19 protein-coding genes are annotated in these 21,519 nt (G+C 63.2%); 14 read left to right on the top strand and 5 right to left on the bottom strand.

All coding sequences use genetic code 11. The features are described 5' to 3' along the window. Nucleotides 1-209: 209 nt before the first annotated feature. Nucleotides 210-1,214, bottom strand: coding sequence for a substrate-binding domain-containing protein (locus BN1137_RS14515; RefSeq protein WP_050719296.1), 1,005 nt, complete (start codon nt 1,212-1,214; stop codon nt 210-212). 215 nt (nt 1,215-1,429) lie between these two features. On the opposite strand from BN1137_RS14515, the gene galE reads away from it, so the two are divergent. The 6 genes from galE (at nt 1,430) to bacA (ending at nt 7,930) form a co-directional block, all read left to right on the top strand. Beyond that, nucleotides 1,430-2,443: a UDP-glucose 4-epimerase GalE gene (gene galE / locus BN1137_RS14510; RefSeq protein ID WP_050719295.1), complete on the top strand. Its 1,014-nt coding sequence runs from the start codon at nt 1,430-1,432 to the stop codon at nt 2,441-2,443. Between the two features lie 164 nt (nt 2,444-2,607). Further along, a complete protein-coding gene (locus BN1137_RS14505; RefSeq protein ID WP_050719294.1) occupies nt 2,608-3,657 on the top strand; it encodes a UDP-glucose--hexose-1-phosphate uridylyltransferase in 1,050 nt (349 codons plus the stop codon). Next, nucleotides 3,654-4,802, top strand: a complete 1,149-nt coding sequence (galK, locus tag BN1137_RS14500) for a galactokinase (protein ID WP_050719293.1) — start codon at nt 3,654-3,656, stop codon at nt 4,800-4,802. Before BN1137_RS14505 ends, galK begins: the two co-directional genes overlap by 4 nt. Then, nucleotides 4,799-5,785 carry a galactose-1-epimerase gene (galM, locus tag BN1137_RS14495; protein WP_050719292.1) on the top strand — a complete coding sequence of 329 codons (987 nt, stop codon included), beginning with the start codon at nt 4,799-4,801 and terminating at the stop codon, nt 5,783-5,785. The genes galK and galM overlap by 4 nt, the downstream gene beginning before the upstream one ends. Nucleotides 5,786-5,914: 129 nt before the next feature. Beyond that, nucleotides 5,915-6,910 carry an aldo/keto reductase gene (locus BN1137_RS14490; protein ID WP_050719291.1) on the top strand — a complete coding sequence of 332 codons (996 nt, stop codon included), beginning with the start codon at nt 5,915-5,917 and terminating at the stop codon, nt 6,908-6,910. Between the two features lie 204 nt (nt 6,911-7,114). After that, the gene (bacA, locus tag BN1137_RS14485) at nt 7,115-7,930 is read left to right on the top strand and encodes an undecaprenyl-diphosphate phosphatase (protein ID WP_050719290.1); all 816 of its coding nucleotides are present in this window, start codon (nt 7,115-7,117) and stop codon (nt 7,928-7,930) included. A gap of 61 nt (nt 7,931-7,991) precedes the next feature. Here bacA and BN1137_RS14480 read toward each other — a convergent pair whose 3' ends face one another. The 3 genes from BN1137_RS14480 to BN1137_RS14470 form a co-directional block, all read right to left on the bottom strand. Beyond that, on the bottom strand, nt 7,992-8,663 hold the full coding sequence (locus BN1137_RS14480) for a ChrR family anti-sigma-E factor (RefSeq protein ID WP_050719289.1): 672 nt from the start codon (nt 8,661-8,663) through the stop codon (nt 7,992-7,994). Next, nucleotides 8,656-9,225, bottom strand: coding sequence for a sigma-70 family RNA polymerase sigma factor (locus tag BN1137_RS14475; RefSeq protein ID WP_050719288.1), 570 nt, complete (start codon nt 9,223-9,225; stop codon nt 8,656-8,658). The genes BN1137_RS14480 and BN1137_RS14475 overlap by 8 nt, the downstream gene beginning before the upstream one ends. Nucleotides 9,226-9,350: 125 nt before the next feature. Next, nucleotides 9,351-9,917, bottom strand: coding sequence for an LON peptidase substrate-binding domain-containing protein (locus tag BN1137_RS14470; protein WP_050719287.1), 567 nt, complete (start codon nt 9,915-9,917; stop codon nt 9,351-9,353). A 314-nt stretch (nt 9,918-10,231) separates the two neighbouring features. On the opposite strand from BN1137_RS14470, the gene argS reads away from it, so the two are divergent. The 4 genes from argS to hslU all read left to right on the top strand — a co-directional run bounded on the left by argS (nt 10,232) and on the right by hslU (nt 14,922). Next, a complete protein-coding gene (argS, locus tag BN1137_RS14465; protein WP_050719286.1) occupies nt 10,232-11,977 on the top strand; it encodes an arginine--tRNA ligase in 1,746 nt (581 codons plus the stop codon). A 3-nt stretch (nt 11,978-11,980) separates the two neighbouring features. Further along, entirely contained in the window at nt 11,981-12,796 is an 816-nt protein-coding gene (locus BN1137_RS14460) for an SPOR domain-containing protein (RefSeq protein ID WP_050719285.1), read from the top strand. A gap of 186 nt (nt 12,797-12,982) precedes the next feature. Then, on the top strand, nt 12,983-13,531 hold the full coding sequence (hslV, locus tag BN1137_RS14455; RefSeq protein WP_033128986.1) for an ATP-dependent protease subunit HslV: 549 nt from the start codon (nt 12,983-12,985) through the stop codon (nt 13,529-13,531). A 62-nt stretch (nt 13,532-13,593) separates the two neighbouring features. Continuing rightward, nucleotides 13,594-14,922, top strand: a complete 1,329-nt coding sequence (gene hslU / locus BN1137_RS14450; protein ID WP_050719284.1) for an HslU--HslV peptidase ATPase subunit — start codon at nt 13,594-13,596, stop codon at nt 14,920-14,922. 59 nt (nt 14,923-14,981) lie between these two features. Here the strand turns inward: hslU and BN1137_RS14445 are convergent, their stop codons facing one another. Next, nucleotides 14,982-16,388, bottom strand: a complete 1,407-nt coding sequence (locus BN1137_RS14445; RefSeq protein WP_050719283.1) for an MFS transporter — start codon at nt 16,386-16,388, stop codon at nt 14,982-14,984. Between the two features lie 181 nt (nt 16,389-16,569). On the opposite strand from BN1137_RS14445, the gene BN1137_RS14440 reads away from it, so the two are divergent. From BN1137_RS14440 to nirC, 4 genes are all read left to right on the top strand, one after another. Further along, a complete protein-coding gene (locus BN1137_RS14440) occupies nt 16,570-17,484 on the top strand; it encodes a LysR family transcriptional regulator (RefSeq protein ID WP_050719282.1) in 915 nt (304 codons plus the stop codon). Between the two features lie 302 nt (nt 17,485-17,786). Continuing rightward, complete coding sequence (gene nirB / locus BN1137_RS14435) at nt 17,787-20,333, top strand: nitrite reductase large subunit NirB (protein ID WP_050719281.1); 2,547 nt, start codon at nt 17,787-17,789, stop codon at nt 20,331-20,333. Continuing rightward, nucleotides 20,333-20,650, top strand: coding sequence for a nitrite reductase small subunit NirD (nirD, locus tag BN1137_RS14430; protein WP_050719280.1), 318 nt, complete (start codon nt 20,333-20,335; stop codon nt 20,648-20,650). The genes nirB and nirD overlap by 1 nt, the downstream gene beginning before the upstream one ends. Nucleotides 20,651-20,701: 51 nt before the next feature. Further along, entirely contained in the window at nt 20,702-21,508 is an 807-nt protein-coding gene (nirC, locus tag BN1137_RS14425; protein WP_050719279.1) for a nitrite transporter NirC, read from the top strand. Nucleotides 21,509-21,519: the final 11 nt, after the last annotated feature.

The following is a 21,519-nucleotide window of genomic DNA, read 5'->3' as shown; positions in this document are numbered from 1 at the left end:
ATAGGGGCGGGGCGCTGTGCCAGCACCATCGAGACAGGATCAGGGTCTGACCGGCGCCACCGAGTGACGGTTAATCAGGCTTGGTGTGTAAACGCGGCGCTGTGTCAGCGTTATCGAGGCAGGATCAGGGTCTGACCGGTGCCACCGAGTGGCGGTTGATCAGGCTCGGTGTGTAAACGCAGCGCTGTGCCGGCGTCATCGAGGCAGGATCAGGGCCTGACCGGTGCCACCGAGTGGCGATTGATCAGCGTCGGGGTGTAGACGCGACTCTGCACCGCTTCGCTCTCCCCTGCGGCGAGTTGCAGCGCCAGCTTGGCCGCCTGGGCCGCCATCAGTTCGATGGGGTAACGCATGGTGGACAGCTTGGGCCTCAGATACCTGGCGTAGATGATGTCATCGAAGCCGACCACCGAGACCTCTTCCGGCACCTTGAGGCCGTTGTCCGCCAGCACCGAGATGGCCCCCGCCGCCATGGCATCGTTATAGGCCACCACGGCCGTGATGGGCAGCCCCTTGGCCAGCAGGTTGAGCATGGCGCGCTCGCCCCCCTCTTCGTTGGGCATGCCGCTCTCGATCAATTCGGGATCCGCACTCAGACCCGCCTCGAACAGGGCATCCTGATAGCCCTGATGGCGCAGCAGGGCATCCTCGATGGCATGATCCGAGCTGACGAAGGCGATATGGCGGTGCCCCAGCTCCAGCAGATGACGGGTCGCGGTAGCGGCCCCCTGCCGATTGTTGAGGGAGATGCAGCGCCCTTTGAGGGCCGAAATATCGCGGTTGATCAACACCATACCGGGTGCCCGCAGGGCATAATCGACAAGCTCTTCATCGCTCAGCGCCTTGCTGTGCACCACCAGCGCCTCACAGCGCTTGCCGATCAGCAGCTCGATGGCTTCCCGCTCCTGCTGCGCCCTGTGAAAACCATTACCCATCAGCAGATGCAGCCCCTGCTCCACCGCCACCGCAGCCACCCCTTTGACCAGGGCGCCGAAGAAGGGATCGGCCACGTCGCCGACCACCACGCCCATGGTGTCACAGGTCTGGTTGACCAGCGCCCGGGCGTTGGCATTGGGGGTGTAGCCCAGCTCGGCCATGGCTTTTCGCACCACCTCGCAGGAGGCGGCGCTGGCCTTGGGTGAGTTGTTCATCACCCGTGAAACCGTTGCCACCGATACATTGGCCAAACGGGCGACATCCTTGATGGTGCTCATGCTGTTTTCACTTATTTCACGGTATTGGACCGGGTCATTATACCGAGCAATGCCACTGATAACAGGGGTAAGGCCGACGGAGTCCCATTTTTGCCCCAGCAACAATGTGTAATCGTTTACACAAATATGTTACCCCGCTCACAGTTCGAAAGAGAGCGCCTCGGCTAGACTCCTGCTCAGGCTTTCTTGTGTGGGGAATAAGCGTGGAGAAGAGGATGAAAGTACTGGTCACCGGCGGCTGCGGCTACATTGGCAGCCATACCTGTCTTGCCTTGCAGGCCGCAGGCATAGAGCCCGTGGTGGTGGATAACCTGTGCAACAGCAAGCGCGGCGTGCTGACCCGCATTGCCGCCATCAGCGGCCATGAACCCGTCTTCTATCAGGGTGACATCCGTGACGAGGCGCTGCTGGATCGCATCTTCACCGAGCAGGATATTGCGGCGGTGATCCACTTCGCCGCCTTCAAGGCGGTCGGCGAATCCACCCGCATTCCCCTCGCGTACTACCAGAACAACCTGAGCGGCACCCTGGTGCTGCTGGAGGCGATGAAGCGTGCCGGCGTCCACAACCTGGTGTTCAGCTCCTCTGCTACCGTCTATGGCGACCCCGCAAGCACCCCCATCAGGGAAGATTTCCCCCGCAGCGCCACCAACCCCTACGGTCGATCCAAGTTGATCATCGAGCAGATCCTCGAGGATCTGCAGGCCGCCGAGCCCCACTGGAGCATGACGCTGCTGCGCTACTTCAACCCAGTTGGCGCCCACGAATCCGGCACCCTGGGGGAAGATCCCCAGGGCATTCCCAACAATCTGATGCCCTTCCTGACCCAGGTTGCCATCGGTCGCCGCCCCAGTCTCTCGGTCTTTGGAAACGATTACAATACGCTGGATGGCACCGGGGTGCGCGACTATATCCATGTAATGGATATCGCCGAGGGCCACGTCAAGGCGCTGCAGCATTGCACCCACAAGGCGGGCGTTCACGCCTACAACCTGGGCACCGGTCAGGGCCAGAGCGTGTTGCAGATGGTGGCGGCATTCGAAGCGGCCAGCGGTCGCCCCCTGCCCTACCAGATCGAACCAAGACGCCCCGGCGACATCGCCGAGTGCTGGGCCGACCCGACCAAGGCAGAGCGCGAGCTGGGCTGGCATGCCAACCGGGATCTTGCCGCCATGTGCGCCGATAGCTGGCGCTGGCAATCCACCAATCCACAAGGCTATGAAGCCTGATGCGCGTTGACCCGCTGGCGCTGGCAATCCGCCCGCCCACGGGGCTACTAGGCGTGATGTTCGTTTTGCGCCCTTCTCCCCTCGCGGGAGAAGGGCTGGGGATGAGGGGGCATAAAGCGCCTCATCCTGCCCGCAACCCTTTCATTCAGTTTTGAGGAGTGATGATGTTCAACCCGGTTGATCACCCCCACCGCCGTTTCAATCCGCTGACCGGCCAGTATGTGCTGGTCTCCCCCCACAGGGCCAAGCGCCCCTGGCAGGGGCAGGTCGAGAAGATAAGCCAGGCGCCGAGTCAGGCTCACGATCCTGACTGCTTCCTCTGTGCGGGCAACCGCCGCGTCACCGGCGATATAAACCCCGATTATCAGAGCACCTTCGTCTTCACCAATGACTTCGCCGCCCTGATGCAGGACACCCCGGCCGCCGACGACGCGCAGGATCCTCTGCTCAAACTGGAGGCCGCTCGCGGCACCAGCCGGGTCATCTGCTTCTCGCCGGATCACGGCAAGACGCTGCCCGAGCTGCCCTTGCCCGCCATCGAGGCAGTGATCCGCACCTGGATGGATCAAGTCGCCGAGCTGTCGCAGCAGTGGGAATGGGTGCAAGTGTTTGAAAACAAGGGCGCCGTCATGGGCTGCTCCAATCCGCACCCCCACGGCCAGCTGTGGGGCAGTGACTTCCTGCCCAACGAGATCGCCCGTGAAGAGCAGCATCAGCAAGCCTGGCTGGCCGAACACGGCCGCCCGCTGCTGCTCGACTATGTGGAGCGGGAATTGAAAGACAGATCCCGCATCGTGGTGGAAACCGAACACTGGCTGGCAGTGGTGCCGTTCTGGGCCGCCTGGCCGTTCGAAACCTTGCTGCTGCCCAAGACTCACGTGCCCTCCATGCTGGACCTCAATACCGAGCAACAGCAAGATCTGGCGGTGGCGATCAAGGAGCTCACCAGTCGCTACGACAACCTGTTCGAATGCAGCTTCCCCTACTCCATGGGCTGGCACTTCGCCCCGCCCCACTCCGATTGCCCAGAGGCCTGGCAGTTGCACGCCCACTTCTACCCGCCCCTGCTGCGCTCCGCGACGGTGCGCAAGTTCATGGTGGGTTTCGAGATGCTGGCCGAGACCCAGCGCGATCTGACCCCGGAGCAGGCAGCAGAACGGCTGCGCGCGCTTTCCCCCATTCACTACAGCCAGACCAATGAGGTAACCCCATGACCCCCAGCCAACGCGTCAGCGCCGTCTATGCCGAGCAGTTTGAGCAGCAACCCGACCTGCTGGTGCGCGCCCCCGGCCGCGTCAACCTCATCGGGGAACACACCGACTACAACGATGGCTTTGTGCTGCCTTGCGCCATCGACTACGAGACCTGCGTCGCCATCGGCCTGCGCAGCGACAATCTGATGCACGTGATCGCCGCCGACTACGGCAACCAGCGGGATATCTTCAGCCTCGACCAACCCATCAGCCATCACCCGGATCAACGCTGGAGCGACTATATCCGTGGCGTGGTGAAGCACCTGCAGGCCCGTGGTTATGCGCTGCGCGGTCTCAATCTGGTGGTCTCCGGCAACGTGCCGCAGGGCACCGGGCTCTCCTCCTCCGCCTCGCTGGAGGTGGCCATCGGTCAGGCCTTCAAGGAGGCGCTTGGACTGGACATCAGCCAGGCCGAGATAGCGCTGAACGGCCAGCAGGCAGAGAACCAGTTCGTCGGCTGCAACTGCGGCATCATGGATCAGATGATCTCCGCCAGCGGCGAGGTAGATCACGCCCTGCTGCTGGATTGCCGCTCCCTCGAGACCCGCCTCATCCCCATGCCGACCGACCTGGCAGTGCTGATCGTCAACTCCAACGTGCGCCGCGGCCTGGTGGACAGCGAATACAACACCCGCCGTCAGCAGTGTGAGACAGCCGCCCGTCACTACGGGGTCAAGGCGCTGCGCGACCTCGATCTGGCCGCACTGGAGGCTGGGAAAGCGGGGCTGGATGAAGTCTGTTATCGCCGCGCCCGTCACGTGGTGGGGGAAAACACCCGCACCCTGGCCGCCGCCGATGCGTTGGCCAGCGGCGATCTGGTGCGCCTCGGCGAGCTGATGGCACAGTCTCATGCCGCCATGCGCGATGATTTCGAAATCACTGTGCCCCCCATCGACGGCCTGGTGGAGATCATCAAGGCGCAGATCGGCACCGAGGGTGGCGTGCGCATGACCGGCGGCGGCTTCGGCGGCTGCGTGGTCGCCCTGCTGCGCCCTGAGCGAGTGAGCGAGGTGATCGCCACGGTCGAGGCTGAATACTCAGAGCGCTTCGGCCTCAAGGCGGATTGTTATGTCTGCCGCGCCACCGCCGGGGCTGGCCGGCTATGAGCCAAGCCATGACGCCGTTCGAGCTGGAAAACGAGCTGGGGCTGCGCCTGCGCGGCCTCGATTTTGGCGCGACCCTGACCTCCCTCAGCCTGCCGCTCGGTGAAGGGCGGCGAGAAGTGCTGCTCGGCTGCACCGACGCCGATTACCCGACCCAGCAGGTCTGGCTGGGAGCGGTCGCGGGGCGCTTCGCCAATCGCATCGGTGGCGCCGAGCTGGTTCGCGACGGCCAGCGCTGGCTCCTTGACGCCAATCAGTCGCCCCACTGCCTGCACGGCGGGCGGGGTGGCTTTCATCGCCAGAGCTGGCAGATCAAGGAGTTGGAAGCGGACCGGGTCCGACTGCAGTTGCGATCAAAGGATGGCGACCAGGGCTTTCCCGGCAACCTGAAGGTGGAGCTGGAGTACCGACTCGAACAGTGGGATCTGGTGGTGGACTTTCATGCCAGCACCGACGCCCCCACCCCGGTCAGCCTCACCAGCCACAGCTACTTCAATCTCGATGGCGGCAGCAAAGATGTGCGCCAGCACGCCATCACCATCAGGGCGGAACGCTTCCTGCCTACCGATGCCAGCGGCTTGCCCCTCGCACCCAGTGCGGTGGAAGGGCCCTTCGATCTGCGTACCGAGCGCCTCATCGGTCAGGATTGGCTGAGCCATCCCCAACAACGGCAGGCCAAGGGTTACGATCACGCCTACCTGCTCGGCGGCGAGCAGTCGGAGTGGGCCGCGCGGGTGGTCTCGGCAGACAAGCAGCTGGCGATGGAGGTGCATACCAACCAGCCGTCCCTGCAGTTCTACAGCGGCAACTGGCTGGCCAGCACCCCGGGACGGGACGGCTTGCCTCACCAGGATCATCAGGGTTTCTGCCTGGAGGCACAGCAATTGCCAGACAGCCCCAACCGCCCCGAGCTGGGGGATCCCTGGTTGCTGCCCGGCCAGCGCTATCATCACCAGACCCGTTATCGTTTCGTCCCCGCGGCCTGAGTTTTTCTCACCCTCTCTCCCGGAGATCTGGGTGTCGTCGCCGCCGGGCTCGATGGAGCGCCGCCTCGCGGGAGGGGATGGCAAGTTTCGAACGCAACGCAATGAATCAGCCTCAAGACAGGAGTTTTTATGGATGACAACTACCTCGCAGCGCCCAACCGTTACCAGCGGCAACCCTATAGGCCCGCGGGCCGCCACGGCCTGCGGCTGCCCAGCATAGGGCTGGGGCTCTGGCACAACTTTGGCGAGGGCAGCGATCCCGCCAAGGTGAAGGCCATGGTGCATCAGGCGTTCGATCTGGGGGTCACGCATTTTGATCTGGCCAATAACTACGGACCACCGCCGGGCTCTGCCGAGACCACTTTCGGCGCTGTGCTCAAGGGCAGCCTGGCGCCCTATCGCGACGAGCTCGTCATCGCCAGCAAGGCGGGCTATGTGATGTGGGATGGTCCCTATGGCGACGGTGGCAGTGCCAAGTACCTGTTTGCCAGCCTGCACCAGAGCCTGCGCCGGCTCGGCCTCGACTATGTGGACATCTTCTACCACCACAGGCCGGACGCCCGCACCCCGCTGGAGGAGACCTGTCAGGCGCTGGCGTTGATGGTGCGCCAGGGCAAGGCGCTCTATGTCGGTCTCTCCAACTACCCAGCCGAGCTTGCCGCCAAGGCGGCGGCCCGACTGGCCGAGCTCGGCACCCCTTGCCTGGTCAATCAGCTCAAGTATTCGCTGTTCCAGCGCGAGATCGAGGCCGAGACCCTGCCGGTCTGCCGTGAACATGGGGTGGGCGTGGTGGCCTTCTCGCCCCTGGCCGGTGGCCTGCTCAGCGATCGCTATCTGGCCGGGATCCCCGCGGATTCCCGCGCCGCCAGCGCCAGCCCCTTCCTCCAGCCGGATCAGATAACCCCGGACAAGCTGGCCCGGATCCGGGCCCTGCATGCCCTGGCGCGGCAACGGGGACAATCCTTGTCACAGCTGGCACTGCAGTGGGTGCTGCGCGATCCCGTGGTGAGCTGCGCCCTGATCGGTGCCAGCAGCCCGCAGCAGATAGTCAGTGCGGTCGAGGCCCTGAGCCTGCCAGCCCTGGATGAGGAATTGCAGCATAAAATACTATCCGTAGTGAATTAACAGCTCGGTTATCCTTCCATAAGAAAGCTAACCCATAAAGATACCCAGTCGGCTCGGGTCATGGCAGTCAAAACCATGGTCCACCTCTACCCAAACGGACCACAATATTCTCTGGTTGCCCGCGGGGTTTTCCGCCATCATTGGCTGCCCCGACCCCGCTCGGGGTTGATTTTATCCGGACCCATCAACCAAGAGATTTGAACCATGACAGACTCCTACGCCCTGTTTGTTGCCTTTGTGCTGGGCATAGTGGAAGGCCTGACCGAGTTTCTGCCCGTTTCCTCCACCGGCCACATGATCATCGTCGGCCATCTGCTCGGTTTCGAAGGCCCCAAGGCCGCCACCTTCGAGGTGGTCATTCAGATGGGCTCCATCCTGGCGGTGGTCGCCGTGTTCTGGCGCAGACTGTTCGGGCTGATCGGCATCCATTTCGGCCAGAAACCGGCAAAGGACCACGCCACCCTCTCCCTGATCCACATCATCCTCGGCATGATGCCCGCGGTGATCATCGGCCTCGCCATCCACAGCTGGATCAAGGCCAATCTGTTTGGCCCAGAGACCGTCATGTATGCCCTGGTCGCCGGCGGTATCTTGCTGATCATCGCCGAGAAGTGCCGCCCCGTCGTGCGCTCCGAGACCCTGGATGACATCAGCTACAAGCAGGCGTTCGGCATCGGCCTGTTCCAGTGTCTGGCGCTCTGGCCCGGCTTCTCCCGCTCCGGTGCCACCATCAGTGGCGGCATGTTGATGGGGATCAGTCGTCAGGCCGCGGCCGAGTTCTCCTTCATTCTGGCGGTGCCCATGATGGTGGCCGCCAGCGGGCTGGATCTCTACAAGAGCCGTGACTTCCTCTCCATGGCGGACTTCCCGATGTTTGCGGTGGGCTTCATCACCGCCTTCGTGGTGGCCATGATCGCCATCAAGACCTTCCTCGCGCTTATCCGCCGCCTCGATTTCATCCCGTTCGCCATCTACCGCTTCGTGGTGGCTTTCGCCGTCTACCTGGTGTTTGTGGCCTGAGCCAACTCGGCACGATCAAAAAAGGGACCCGTCGGGTCCCTTTTTTATTCACTCATCGTCGTCAGTAGAGGCGATGGCTGATGCCGTTCAACAGCCGTGGCAGTCCCTTGGTGAAGCGGATCGGCGCATCCAGCACCGTGTAGCAGAGGCAACCGTCCGGGGTATGCGGGCTGTGGGCGTGACTGGCATCGTGCCAGATGAAATCCCCCGCCTGATAATGGGTCTCGCCATCTTGCATATTGCCCGCCAGCAGCAGGGTCAACTCGTAGCCCTGATGGGTGTGCTCCGGGATGCGACCACCGGCCTCGATGTGCAGCAGGCTGGCCCGGGCGCCCTGCTCGGTCAGCGGCAGACTGTGCTGACGGATGCCGCCGAGGTGGCGCCAGCTGGCCCCATGATAGCGGGCCAGCACCCTGGGCAGGCGATAACCTCGACCCGCTACCTGCAGCTCGGGCAGGGGACTGGCGACGGGCATCGCGTGCGCTGCGGGTTGTTGCAGGATATCCGCCAGCATGGCATCCCACTCAGGCGCGATGGCATCGGCCGCCATGGGGGTCACTATGGGCGCGGCGACGAGGTGAAGGGCCGCCAGCTCGGCCTCGCAGGCACGCAGCCCGGCACCGCAATCGGCACAGAGTTCACAGTGGGCAGAGACCCCGACCGCCAGTGGCAGTGGCAACTCATCGGCGGCAAAGGCGCGCAGCATGGCGTGGGTGGGATGGGCTTTAATCATGATGTTGCTCCACTTGCTCTTTCAATTTCTGCAATGCCAGCCGCAGCCTGGACTTGATGGTACCCAGCGGCACGCCGAGCAGATCCGCCAGCTCCTGCTGGGAGAGCTCCTGCAAGTAGATGCCGCGCACCACCTGCTGCTGCGCCTGGGGCAAGGCGGCCAGATGGTGCGCCATCTGGCTCGTCAACACCGCCCCCTCGCCGTCACTCAGGTGCTCCTCTTCTGCCTTGAACTCCAGCACCGGCCACAGCTCCTCGGCGCAGAGATCCTCCTTGCTGGCACGGCGGCGGCGCAGCATGTCGAAGCACTGATTGCGCATGACGGTGTAGATCCAGGTGGTCGGGGCGCCCTTGTCGGGCCGATAGAGCCGTGCCTTCTGCCAGACCAGCAACATGGTCTCCTGCACCAGTTCCAGGGCATTGGCCTCACTGCCAAGATGGCGCAGGCCATAACCACGGATGCGGGGGGCGAAGTGGTGAAACAGGGCGGCGAAGGCGAGCTTGTCGGCCTGCTCAGCCACGCGCAGCAACTGCGACTTCAGATCACCATCTGGGTTATCCATGAGGGGCGAGATCTTGTGGTGGATAAGTGATGGTTGGCTAGTATATGTCATCGCACCCGACCTTGATGGCTGTCCTCTCTCTCAGTACGACGGCCACCCGGAAAGGATCACAGTGGCGAGCGAATTCAGTGGCTCGCCACCAGCAGCCCACTCAGCAGCGAGAGCGCGGGTTGATTGTCCTCGGCCGCCACCAGCCACTGTTTCTGCTCCACCGGAATGGGCAGCACCTCGAGCCAGCGCTGCGCCACCCAGCTCGCATCGTCCCAGTCGGGAGCGGGATAGAGCGCCGCATACTCGGGGTAATCCTGGAACACATCCTGCAGTGCCCTGGCCAGAGAGTGTTGATCGGCATTGAGCCGGCTGGTCTGCCAGGGAGGCAGCGCCTCGACTTCGCCGACCCGCAGGCCATCGGACTCCTGCCACAGATCCTGGATCTGCACCCGCGCCATCCCGAGCACAGTGATGCCGAGCAGGCCGTCCGGCAGCAGATCGAAATCGATGATCCGCACCCGGGTGGCGATGGGGTACATGTTGCGCAGCGCCTCGGGCTGACGGGGATCCAGCATGCAGATGGCAAACGCCCGCTCCTGCGCCTCGGCGATCATGCGCTGATAGCGAGGCTCGAAGATGCGCAGCGGCATGATGCCGCCGGGCAGCAGGTGAGCGGAGAGCGGAAACAGCGCCAGTTTCATCAGGATCGTCCTCTGTCGACTTCTCCTGATGATACGACCGCGGCGGAGGGCAAGATCATTCAGATCGAGTTGGAATAAAAAACCCTTTAACAATCAGGGGAAAATAGCCTGGACAAGCCGCTTCGATATGCAGTAGAAATGGATAACAACCACTTACTCCAAGCAATATTCTGGATTTAGGTGGTAAACGCAGTGAAATATCCGCCACACCAATACGGTCGGGCCATTCCTATAGTTTTCTCGGCCCGATGCGGGTAAAATTCACGCCCTTATCTAGTCAGTCATTTTTCGACGCGCAACCTCGGTGGTCAGTTATGAAAGAGCATATTCATCATCTACTTGAACAAACGGTAGCCAATCTCAAGTCCGCCGGTATCCTGCCTGCCGACCTGGAAGCCCGGGTGCAAGTAGACCGATGCAAGGAGAAGGCTCACGGTGACCTGGCCACCAACCTGGCCATGCTGCTGGCCAAACCGGCCCGCAAGAACCCCCGCGAGCTGGCCACTGCCATTATCGAGCACCTGCCCGCCTCGGATCTGATCGCCAAAGTCGAGATCGCCGGGCCTGGCTTCATCAACTTCTTCTTCGACCCGAGCTGGCTGGCCGGTCAGGTCGAGGCCATGGTGACCAGTGCCAACGCCAACGTGAAGCTGCCTACGCCACAAACCGTGGTAGTGGATTACTCCGCTCCCAACGTGGCCAAGGAGATGGCGGTGCACCACATCCGCTCAACCGTGATCGGTGACGTGGCGGCCCGCGCCCTGGAATTCCTCGGCCACAACGTTGTGCGCGCCAACCACATCGGCGACTGGGGCACCCAGTTCGGCATGTTGATCGCCTATCTGGAGAAGATGGCCAACGAGCACGCCAGCGACATGGCGCTCAAGGATCTGGAAGCCTTCTACACCCAGGCCAAGCGCTACTACGACGAAGATGAAGCCTTCGCCGAGCGTGCCCGCAACTACGTGGTCAAGCTGCAGGGCGGCGATGAGTACTGCCGTACCATGTGGAAGAAGCTGGTCGACATGACCATGGAGCAGAACCAGATCAACTATGACCGCCTGAATGTGTCCCTGACCAAAAAGGACATCATGGGCGAGTCCATGTACAACGACATGCTGCCGGAGATCGTGGCCGACCTGAAAGCCCGTGGCCTGGCGGTCGAGAGCGAAGGCGCCACCGTGGTGTTCCTCGACGAATTCAAGAACAAGGATGGCGAGCCCATGGGCGTCATCATCCAGAAGAGCGATGGTGGTTTCCTCTACACCACCACCGATATCGCCTGTGCCAAGTACCGTTACGAGACCCTCAAGGCAGACCGAGTGATGTACTTCATCGACTCCCGTCAGCACCAGCACCTGATGCAGGCCTGGACCATCACCCGCAAGGCGGGCTATGTACCGGAATCTGTACCGCTCGAGCACCACGCCTTCGGCATGATGCTGGGCAAGGATGGCCGTCCCTACAAGACCCGCTCCGGCGGTACCGTCAAGCTGGTCGACCTGCTGAACGAGGCCGAGGAGCGCGCCACCGCGCTGCTGGAGAACCGCAACAGCGACCTGTCTGCCGAAGAGAAAGCCAAGGTGGTGCACGCCATCGCCATGGGCGCGGTCAAATATGCAGACTTGTCCAAGAACCGCACCACCGACTACATCTTCGACTGGGATCTGATGCTGTCGTTTGAAGGCAACACCGCCCCTTATCTGCAATACGCCTACACCCGTATCCAGTCCATCTTCCGCAAGGCCGGCGTCAGCGCCGACAGCCTGACCGGCAAGGTGGTGCTGAACGAGGAAGCGGAAGAGGTACTGGCCCAGAAGCTGATCCAGTTCTCCGACGCCATCAACAGCGTCGCCGACAAGGGCATGCCGCACCTGCTCTGTACTTATCTGTACGAGCTGTCCGGTAACTTCATGACCTTCTACGAAGCCTGCCCGATCAACAAGGATGGCGTCGATGAGGTCAGCCGCCAGAGCCGTCTGCTACTGTGTGCCGCCACCGCCAAGGTCCTGAAACTGGGTCTGGGCGTGCTGGGTATTCACACCCTGGAGCGCATGTAATAGATGGCAACCCGGGATTACGTCGGCAACAGCCCGAGACGACGGGCCGGTGGTCGTAACACCAAGAAAGCGGCACCTCGCCGCTTTCCTGTTATCCCGGCACTGCTGGCCGGGGCCCTGCTCGTCGGCTTTGGCGCCTTCCTCTACCTGATCAATGGCAAGGGCGCCGATGCCCCGACCATCGAGGAGCAGGTCAAGGCCAACAAGCCGAAGGCACAGGGCAATGGCCTGCCCCAGGAGAAGTGGAGCTACATCGAACGGCTGGAAAACAAGCAGGTGGACATCATTGAGCCGCCGCCCCAGCCGGGTGTGCTGCCGCCGCCACCGGCGCAGACCCTGACCCTGCAGCCCGAGAAACTGCCGCAGCCGGTGCCGACGGACATTCCCCAGCCGGGAACCCCCATCGGTCAGGTGAAGCCCTATCAGCCGCAGCCGGTGCAACCCGCCAAGCCCGCTCCCGTGGCCAGTGCCCAGGAGCAGGTGATCGATCGCAAGGCCGAGCTCGCGCGGATGGAAAAAGAGATGCGTGCCGAGCAGGAGAAAGCCAAGGCAGCTGCTGCGCAAACCGCGGCCGCAGCCGACGGTGGCCGCTACATGATGCAGTGCGCCGCACTGCGCTCGCAGGATTCTGCCGAGTCGCTCAAGGCCCGTATCGCCTTCACCGCCGGGCTCTCGTCCAGCCTGCAGGTGGTCAATGGTGGCGGGGGGACCGTCTACAAGGTGATGGTCGGCCCGTTCAACGGCAAGGCCGCCGCCGACGGCGCCAACCGCAAGCTGCAAGGGGCCGGCATCAGCGGCTGTATTCCCAAGAAGGGTTGAACCCCTTCACCGAAAACGAGAAGGCAGGGCCAGCGCCCTGCCTTCTTTTTATCCACCGTTTTGCCGCCAGCCACATCATCCCATTTTAAACCGCTGCCGCTGCAGGGTTGAAAAATGCGAGCCAGCCCCCCATCTTTCTTGCCATGCACAGTCAGGCCGTTTTTCGGCTCAAGCGAGGTAAGTAAAGTGACTACCATAGTTTCTGTCCGCCGCAACGGCCAAGTCGTGATCGGGGGTGATGGCCAGGTATCCCTCGGCAACACCGTCATGAAGGGCAACGCCCGCAAGGTTCATCGTCTCTATAACGGCAAGGTGCTGGCGGGCTTCGCCGGCGGTACTGCCGATGCCTTCACCCTGCTCGAGCGTTTCGAGGCCAAGCTGCAGGCCCACCAGGGCAATCTGGAGCGCGCCGCCGTGGCGCTGGCCAAAGACTGGCGCACCGATCGCGCCCTGCGTCGCCTCGAAGCCCTGCTGGCGGTCGCCGATGAGCACAAGTCCTTCATCATCACCGGCAACGGTGACGTGGTGCAGCCGGAGCACGATCTCATCGCCATCGGCTCGGGCGGCAACTTCGCCCAGTCCGCCGCCACCGCCCTGCTGGAAAATACCGATCTCGATGCCAAGAGCATCGTCGAGAAATCCCTCAAGATCGCCGGCGACATCTGCGTCTTCACCAACCAGCACCACACCGTTGAAGTGTTGGAGTACGCCCCCAAAGAGACCGAGCCGAAGTAAGGCCCCTCTTTGCCAATTTGCAAGGGGTGGGCCCTGCCCGCCCCGGATACAGGAATGCCATCATGTCCGAGATGACCCCGAGAGAAATCGTCCACGAGCTGGACCGCCACATCATTGGTCAGGCCGACGCCAAGCGCGCGGTGGCCGTTGCCCTGCGTAACCGCTGGCGCCGGATGCAACTCAGCGAAGAGATGCGCCATGAAGTGACCCCGAAAAACATCCTGATGATAGGCCCGACCGGCGTCGGCAAGACCGAGATCGCCCGTCGTCTGGCCAAGCTCGCCAACGCCCCCTTCATCAAGGTCGAAGCCACCAAGTTCACCGAGGTGGGCTATGTGGGCAAGGAAGTGGACAGCATCATCCGTGACCTGACCGATGTCGCCATCAAGCTGGTGCGCGAGACCGAGATGGAGAAGATGAAATTCCGCGCCGAGGAAGCCGCCGAGGAGCGCATCCTCGACGCCCTGCTGCCGAACCCGCGCAACAGCTGGGGCGAGGAAGAGAAGGCAGACAACTCCAACACCCGCCAGGTGTTTCGCAAGAAGTTGCGGGAAGGCCAGCTGGATGACAAGGAGATCGAACTGGAGCTGTCCGCCAGCCCCATGGGCGTCGACATCATGACCCCACCGGGCATGGAAGAGATGGCGAACCAGCTGCAGGGCCTGTTCCAGAACCTGGGTCAGCAGCAGAAGAAGAAGCGCAAGATCAAGGTCAAAGAGGCCATGAAGGTGCTGATCGAGGAGGAGGCCGCTCGTCTGGTCAACCCGGAAGAGCTGAAGCAGAAGGCCATCCACGCGGTGGAGAACAACGGCATCGTCTTCCTCGACGAGATCGACAAGATCTGCAAGCGCGGCGAGAGCTCGGGTCCCGACGTCTCCCGCGAAGGGGTACAGCGCGATCTGCTGCCACTGGTGGAAGGTTGCACCGTTAATACCAAGCACGGCATGGTGAAGACGGATCATATCCTGTTTGTCGCCTCTGGCGCCTTCCAGGTCGCGCGTCCGTCCGATCTCATCCCCGAGCTGCAGGGTCGCCTGCCGATCCGGGTCGAGCTGACCGCGCTCACCACCGAAGACTTCGAGCGCATCCTGACCGAGCCGAACGCCTCCCTGACCGATCAATATCAGGCGCTGATGGCAACCGAAGGGGTCAAGATCGAGTTCACCAAGGACGGCATCCGCCGCCTGGCCGAGGCCGCCTGGCAGGTCAACGAGCGTACCGAGAACATCGGTGCCCGTCGTCTGCATACCGTGATGGAGCGGCTGATGGAAGACATCTCCTACGATGCCTCCGAGCAGTCTGGTGCGACTTTCACCATAGATGCCGACTACGTCAACGCCCACCTCGGCAAGTTGATCGAAGACGAGGATCTGAGCCGCTTCATCCTCTAAGCGCAGCTCAGGCCCATGAAAAACGCCTCCCACGTGGAGGCGTTTTTATATCTGCCACATTACTCCGGCGCCAGCACGGCCCTTGCCTCACGCCCGCTGGCCCAGAGGCCCAACCCGATCAGCAAGGCCGCCGCCACAAAGCTGAACTGCATGCCAAACCTGACCGCCGCCGGAGCCGCCATGGTCAAGTCACTGGCTCCCACCAGGCTGGCAAACAGGCTGCCAAGCCCGGCGGCGCCGGTCAGCTGGCCCAGGTTGCGTGCCAGGGTCAACAAGCCTGCCACGGCGCCACGGTACTGCTCCTCTGCCCGGCCGACCACGGCGCTGTTGTTGGCGGTCTGGAACAGGGCATAGCCGGCCGTCATCAGCAAAATGGGGCATAAATAGCCGAGTGGCCCCAAGTTGGCAGGCAGGATACTGAGCCCGATGGCCGCGAGCAGCATGGCCCCCAGCCCGAGCCGCACCACCGGCAACGCCCCCAGTTTGTCCACCAGCCAGCCGGCAGGCATCCCCGTCAGGGCCGCCATCAGCGGCCCACCCGAGATCCAGAGCCCCACCGTCACCATGTCGAGCCCAAACACCCCGTGCAGATAGAAGGGGCCGATCAGCAGGGTCAGCACCATCACGCTCGCCACCAGCGCACTGCCGAGCAGACCGCCGCGCAAGGCGGATTCACGCAGCAGCGTCAGGGGCAGCAAGGGGGAACGGGCGCGACCTTCGCTGCGCGCCAACAGCCAGGCGGCGAGCAAGCCCATCGGGATCAACCAGAGGACATAGTGATGGCCCGAGTGCTGGCCAGCGCTCAACAGCAGACCGTAGCAGAGCAACAGCACCACCAGCGCCAGCAGGCTGACGAGGTTGATGGCCTCTCCCCGCGACCTTGCACCATCCGCTGGCAAGCCCATGATGCCAGCCCCCAGCGCCAGCAGACTGAGAGGTACCAAAAACAGGAAGGGCGCCTGCCAGCCCAGGGTGCCGATCAACAGGCCGCCAAAGGCAGGGCCGAGCGCGGTGCCACAGGCCGACAGGGTGCCGAGCAGCCCCATGCCCCAGCCGCGCCGCTCTGCCGGTACCAGCTGCCCCACCATGGCCAGCGCCAGGGCGATCATGCAGGCCGCCCCCGCCCCTTGCAGCGCACGCGCCGCAATTAGCCAGCCCATGCTGGGCGCCAGGGCGCACAACAGGGAGGCCAGTGCAAACAGGGCCATGCCCCCAAGCAGCAGGCGGCGGCGACCAAGCAAGTCCCCCAGCCGCCCGACTACCAGCGTCAAACAGGTGATCCCCAGCAGGTAAGCCACCAGCACCCACTGCAGCAGGGAGAAGGGCACCGAAAATGCCTGCCCCAGCGCCGGCAGCGCCAGGTTGGCCATGCTCCCCGCCAGCATGGGCAGCAGGGTCACCAAGCCGAGCGCCAGCAAGCCTGCACGGCGAGCACCGGATGATGGAGGAATAATGGGATGGGACATGAGCAGAGCCTCGGCAACAAAGGATGCTGACAAGGCTAGCCAGAACGCTGAAACGGCGGAAGACGCACGGCTTGCAACTTATCAGTGCATCAGACGCCATATCAAGTGAGCCCGCATCTTGTATGATGAGCAATAAGCGCCCGAATATTCAGGCGCTGGCTCACTCGGCAAAGGCATGACCATGACTACACCGGATCTCAATCTGTTGATCACCCTGGATGCGCTGCTCGCAGAGGGCAGTGTGGCCGGCGCCGCCAGGCGGCTCTCCTTAAGCCCCTCCGCCATGAGCCGGGCCCTTGCCCGCTTGCGCGAGACCACGGGGGATCCCTTGCTGGTGCGCGCCGGCCGGGGTCTGGTGCCCACCCCGCGCGCCCTGGCCCTGCGCGAGCAGGTCGCCCGGCTGGTGCAGGATGCCGGGATGGTGCTGCGCCCTCAGCAGGACGTTAACCCGACCCAGCTGGTGCGCACCTTTCGCCTGCGGGCCAGCGATGGTTTCGTGGAGACGCTCGGCCCCGCCCTGCTGGCACGGCTCGCTACCGAAGCGCCCGGGGTGCGGTTGCACTTCGTCGCCAAGCCAAACAAGGAGAGCGACCCCTTGCGCCACGGCGAGCTGGATTTCGAGAGCGGGGTGATAGGAACCAATACGGCACCCGAGCTCCATAGCCAGGCGCTGTTTCGGGATCGCTTCGTCGCCGTGGTGCGGCCCGGCCATCCGCTCTGCACTGAGCCCCTGACCGCCAGCCGCTACGCATCCGCCCACCACATCATGGTGTCGCGTCGTGGCCAGGAGCATGGCCCCATCGACCAGGCGCTGGCCGCCCTCAAGCTGGAACGCCATGTCGCGACCCTGGTGCCCGGGTTTGCCACGGCGCTGGCGCTGGTGCGCGGCAGCGAGCTGGTGGCGACCGTGCCCGAGCTGCACTGCGCCAGCCTGCACGGCGATCTGGTACGGCTGCCGCTACCCTTCCCTCTACCCGGTCTGACACTGGCCCTGCTCTGGCACCCCAGACTGGATGCCGATCCGGCCCACCGCTGGTTGCGCCAGCTGATCCGGGAGATCTGTGCCCAACCACCCTATGGCAAGCTGCCTGAATGATGAAAGTTAACCACGTCCCCCATCACTAGCCATCTGGCACCTGGCTGTCACCCCATGTCTTGGCGGTTGGCTTGGCCACACAGGATGCGCTCCGACTGCCAGATCCCCTTTACTCCTCCCATCCCCAATATCCCGTCAAATTGACCACTGGTATACCCATTTATGGATAGCTCACAACTTAATCAAGTTACCCCTTAGGGAATATATAAATAGACACTTGATTTGCATCAATTGCCAGACCCCGCCGACTGGGTAGCCTAGCGTCAGAATGACGTTTTATTACTCCAAATTAGAGGCAATCCATGAGCAAAGTCAGGCTGGCCGTCATAGGGAACGGCATGGTGGGGCACCGCTTCATCGAAGAGTTGATCGAGCGGTCCGACCCAGGCCAATTCGAGATCACCGTCTTCGGTGCAGAACCGCGTCCCGCCTACGATCGTGTCCATCTATCCTCCTACTTCTCCCACCACACCAGCGAAGATCTCTCCCTCGTCAAACCCGGTTTCTACGAGAAGCACGGCATCCGCCTGCTGCTCGGCGAGGCAGTCAAGCTTGTCGATCGCGCCAAGCGCGAGGTGCACTCCAACAAGGGCACCGTGGTCGGTTATGACAAGCTGGTGCTGGCGACCGGCTCCTACCCCTGGGTGCCGCCGATCAAGGGCAGCGAGCACCATGAGTGCTTCGTCTATCGCACCATCGAAGACCTGAAAGCCATCCGCAGCGCCAACAAGAGTGGCAAAAACGGGGTGGTAGTAGGCGGCGGCCTGCTCGGTCTGGAAGCGGCGGGAGCCCTCAAGGCGCTCGGCCTCGAGACCCACGTGGTGGAATTCGCCCCCGTGCTGATGGCGGAACAGCTCGACGGTCAGGGTGGCCAGCTGCTGCGCCGCAAGATTGAATCCATGGGCGTGCAGGTGCACACCAGCAAGAGCACCAGCGAGATCCTGATGCACGGCGGCAAGGAGGCCAAACACCGCCTTGCCTTCGCCGACGGCAGCCAGCTTGATGTGGATGTGGTGGTCTTCTCCACCGGGATCCGCCCGCAAGACACCCTCGGCCGTTACTGCGAACTGACCATCGCCGACCGTGGCGGTGTGCTGATCGACGATCACTGCCTCACCTCAGATCCCGACATCTATGCCATCGGCGAGTGCGCCGCCTGGCAAGGCCGCTTCTTCGGTCTGGTGGCACCGGGCTACAAGATGGCCCAGGTCACCGTCGATCACCTGCTCGGCGGCGACAACCGCTTCGAGGGGGCGGACATGAGCGCCAAGCTCAAGCTGCTCGGCGTTTCCGTCGGCTCTATCGGCGATGCCCATGGCCGCACCCCCGGCAGTCACAGCTATGTGTTCCAGGACGACCAGGCCGGCGTCTACAAGAAAATCGTGGTGAGCGAAGACAACAGCCGCCTGCTCGGCGCCGTGCTGGTCGGTGACGTGGATGACTACGGCAACCTGCTGCAGCTGATGCTCAACGCCATGCCGCTGCCCGCTCACCCGGATACCCTGATCCTGCCCGCCTACGCCGGTGCCAAGCCGACCCTGGGGGTGGACGCTCTGCCGGCCAGCGCCCAGATCTGCTCCTGCTTCGACGTCTCCAAGGGCGACATCGCCCAGGCGGTCGCGGAAGGGCACACCACGCTCGCCGCCATCAAGCAGCACACCAAGGCCGGTACCGGCTGCGGCGGCTGCGTGCCCCTCATCAGCCAGGTGCTCAACGCCGAACTGGTGAAACAGGGCATCGAGGTCAACAACCACCTCTGCGGCCACTTCTCCTACTCCCGTCAGGAGCTGTTCCACCTGGTCAAGGTGGAAGGGATCAAGAGCTTCGACGAGCTGCTGGCCAAACACGGTCAGGGTTACGGCTGCGAGGTGTGCAAACCCACGGTCGGCTCCATCCTCGCCTCCTGCTGGAACGGCTATGTGCTGAGCCCGCAAAACACCCAGCTGCAGGACACCAACGACATCTTCCTCGGCAACATGCAAAAGGACGGCAGCTACTCCGTCATCCCGCGCATGGCCGGTGGTGAGGTGACGCCGGAAGGCCTGCTAGCGGTGGCCGAAGTGGCCCGTGACTATCAGCTCTACACCAAGATCACCGGTGCCCAGCGCATCGGCCTGTTCGGTGCCCAGAAAGACGATCTGCCCGCCATCTGGCGCAAATTGCTGGCCGCTGGCTTCGAGACCGGTCAGGCCTACGCCAAGGCGCTGCGCATGGCCAAGACCTGCGTCGGCAGTACCTGGTGCCGCTTCGGCGTGCAGGACAGCGTCGGCCTCGGGGTCTTCCTCGAGAACCGCTACAAGGGTATTCGTACCCCGCACAAGATGAAGTTCGGTGTCTCCGGCTGCACCCGCGAATGCGCGGAAGCCCAGGGCAAGGACGTCGGCATCATCGCCACGGACGCGGGCTGGAACCTCTATGTGGGCGGCAACGGCGGCATGAAGCCGCGCCACGCCGACCTGCTCGCCTCCGATCTGGACCGCGAGAGCCTCATTCAGCTGATCGACCGTTTCATGATGTTCTACGTCACCAGCGCCGACAAACTGCAGCGTACCTCGGTCTGGCTCGGCAACCTGGAAGGGGGAGTCGACTACCTGCGCGAAGTGATAGTTGACGACAAGCTGGGACTGAACGAGACCCTGGAGCACGACATCCAGGTGCTGATCGACAGCTACGAATGTGAATGGTCCCGTACCCTGAATGAAGAGGAGCAGCTCAAGCGCTTCAGCCACTTCATCAACAGCGGCAAGCGCGATCCGGACGTGCAGTTCGTCACCGAGCGGGATCAGCACAGACCGGCCACCCCGGCCGAGCGCATCCCCGTCTACCAGATCGAGGTGGAGACAAAATGATGAAATTAGCCTGCCAACTCAATGACATATTCCCAGGCACCGGCGTCTGCGCCCTGATCGAAGGACGCCAGATCGCGCTGTTCCGCCCGAGCGAAGCGGCCGAGGTGTTCGCCATCGACAACCGGGACCCCTTCTTCGCCGCCAACGTGCTGTCGCGGGGCCTGATCTGCGAACACGAGGGCGAGCTCTGGGTCGCCAGTCCGCTCAAGAAGCAGCACTTCCGTCTGAGCGACGGCCACTGCCTCGAAAATGCGGCCATGTCAGTGCAGGGTTACCCGGTCGAAGTGCGTGACCAGCAGGTCTGGGTCGCCGTCTAACACCATGAATATCAGGGCTGCCCGCGGGCGGCCCCTCTAAAGAGAATCCATATGTATACCGACAGCATCAACAAGTGCGCCGCCAACGCGGCCCGCATCAACCGCTTCGAGCGCAGCGACAAGCTCGGCTTCTGGCTCAGCTCCGCCATGGCGGGGGCCTATGTGGGCCTCGGCATCATCCTCATCTTCACCCTGGGCAACCTGGTGGATGCCAGCGTGCGTCCGCTGGTGATGGGAGCCACCTTCGGCATCGCCCTGACCCTGGTGATCATCGCCGGTTCCGAACTGTTCACCGGCCACACCATGTTCCTCACCTTCGGGGTGAAGACGGGCAAGATCTCCATGGGGGATCTGCTGCGCATTCTGCCCCAGACCTGGGCCGGCAACCTGCTCGGCTCCATCGCGGTGGCGCTCATTTACTCCTACGGTGGCAGCCTGCTACCGGACGCAGGCAGTCTGGCCCACAAGGTGGCGCTGGCCAAGACCCAGGCACCGGCCCTGACCCTGTTCATGAAGGGCATACTCTGTAACTGGCTGGTCTGCCTCGCCATCTGGATGGCGCTGCGCACCGAAGGCGCCGCCAAGTTCATCGCCATCTGGTGGTGCCTGCTGGCCTTCATCGCCTCTGGCTACGAGCACTCGGTCGCCAACATGACCCTGTTCGCCCTCTCCTGGTTTGGCGCTCACTCCGACGCCTACACCCTGGGCGGCATCGGCCACAACCTGCTGTGGGTGACCCTCGGTAACACCGTCTCCGGCGCCCTCTTCATGGGTCTGGGCTACTGGTATGCCACCCCCAAGGCGGAGCGCCCGGTTGCCGTGACCGAGAACACCGTCAGCCAGACTCAAACCGCCTGATCCGGAGGTCC

The organism is Aeromonas tecta, from assembly GCF_000820185.1.
Taxonomy (GTDB): domain Bacteria; phylum Pseudomonadota; class Gammaproteobacteria; order Enterobacterales; family Aeromonadaceae; genus Aeromonas; species Aeromonas tecta.
Note: the sequence above shows the minus strand (reverse complement) of the source record. Positions and strands in the feature narration are given on the sequence as shown.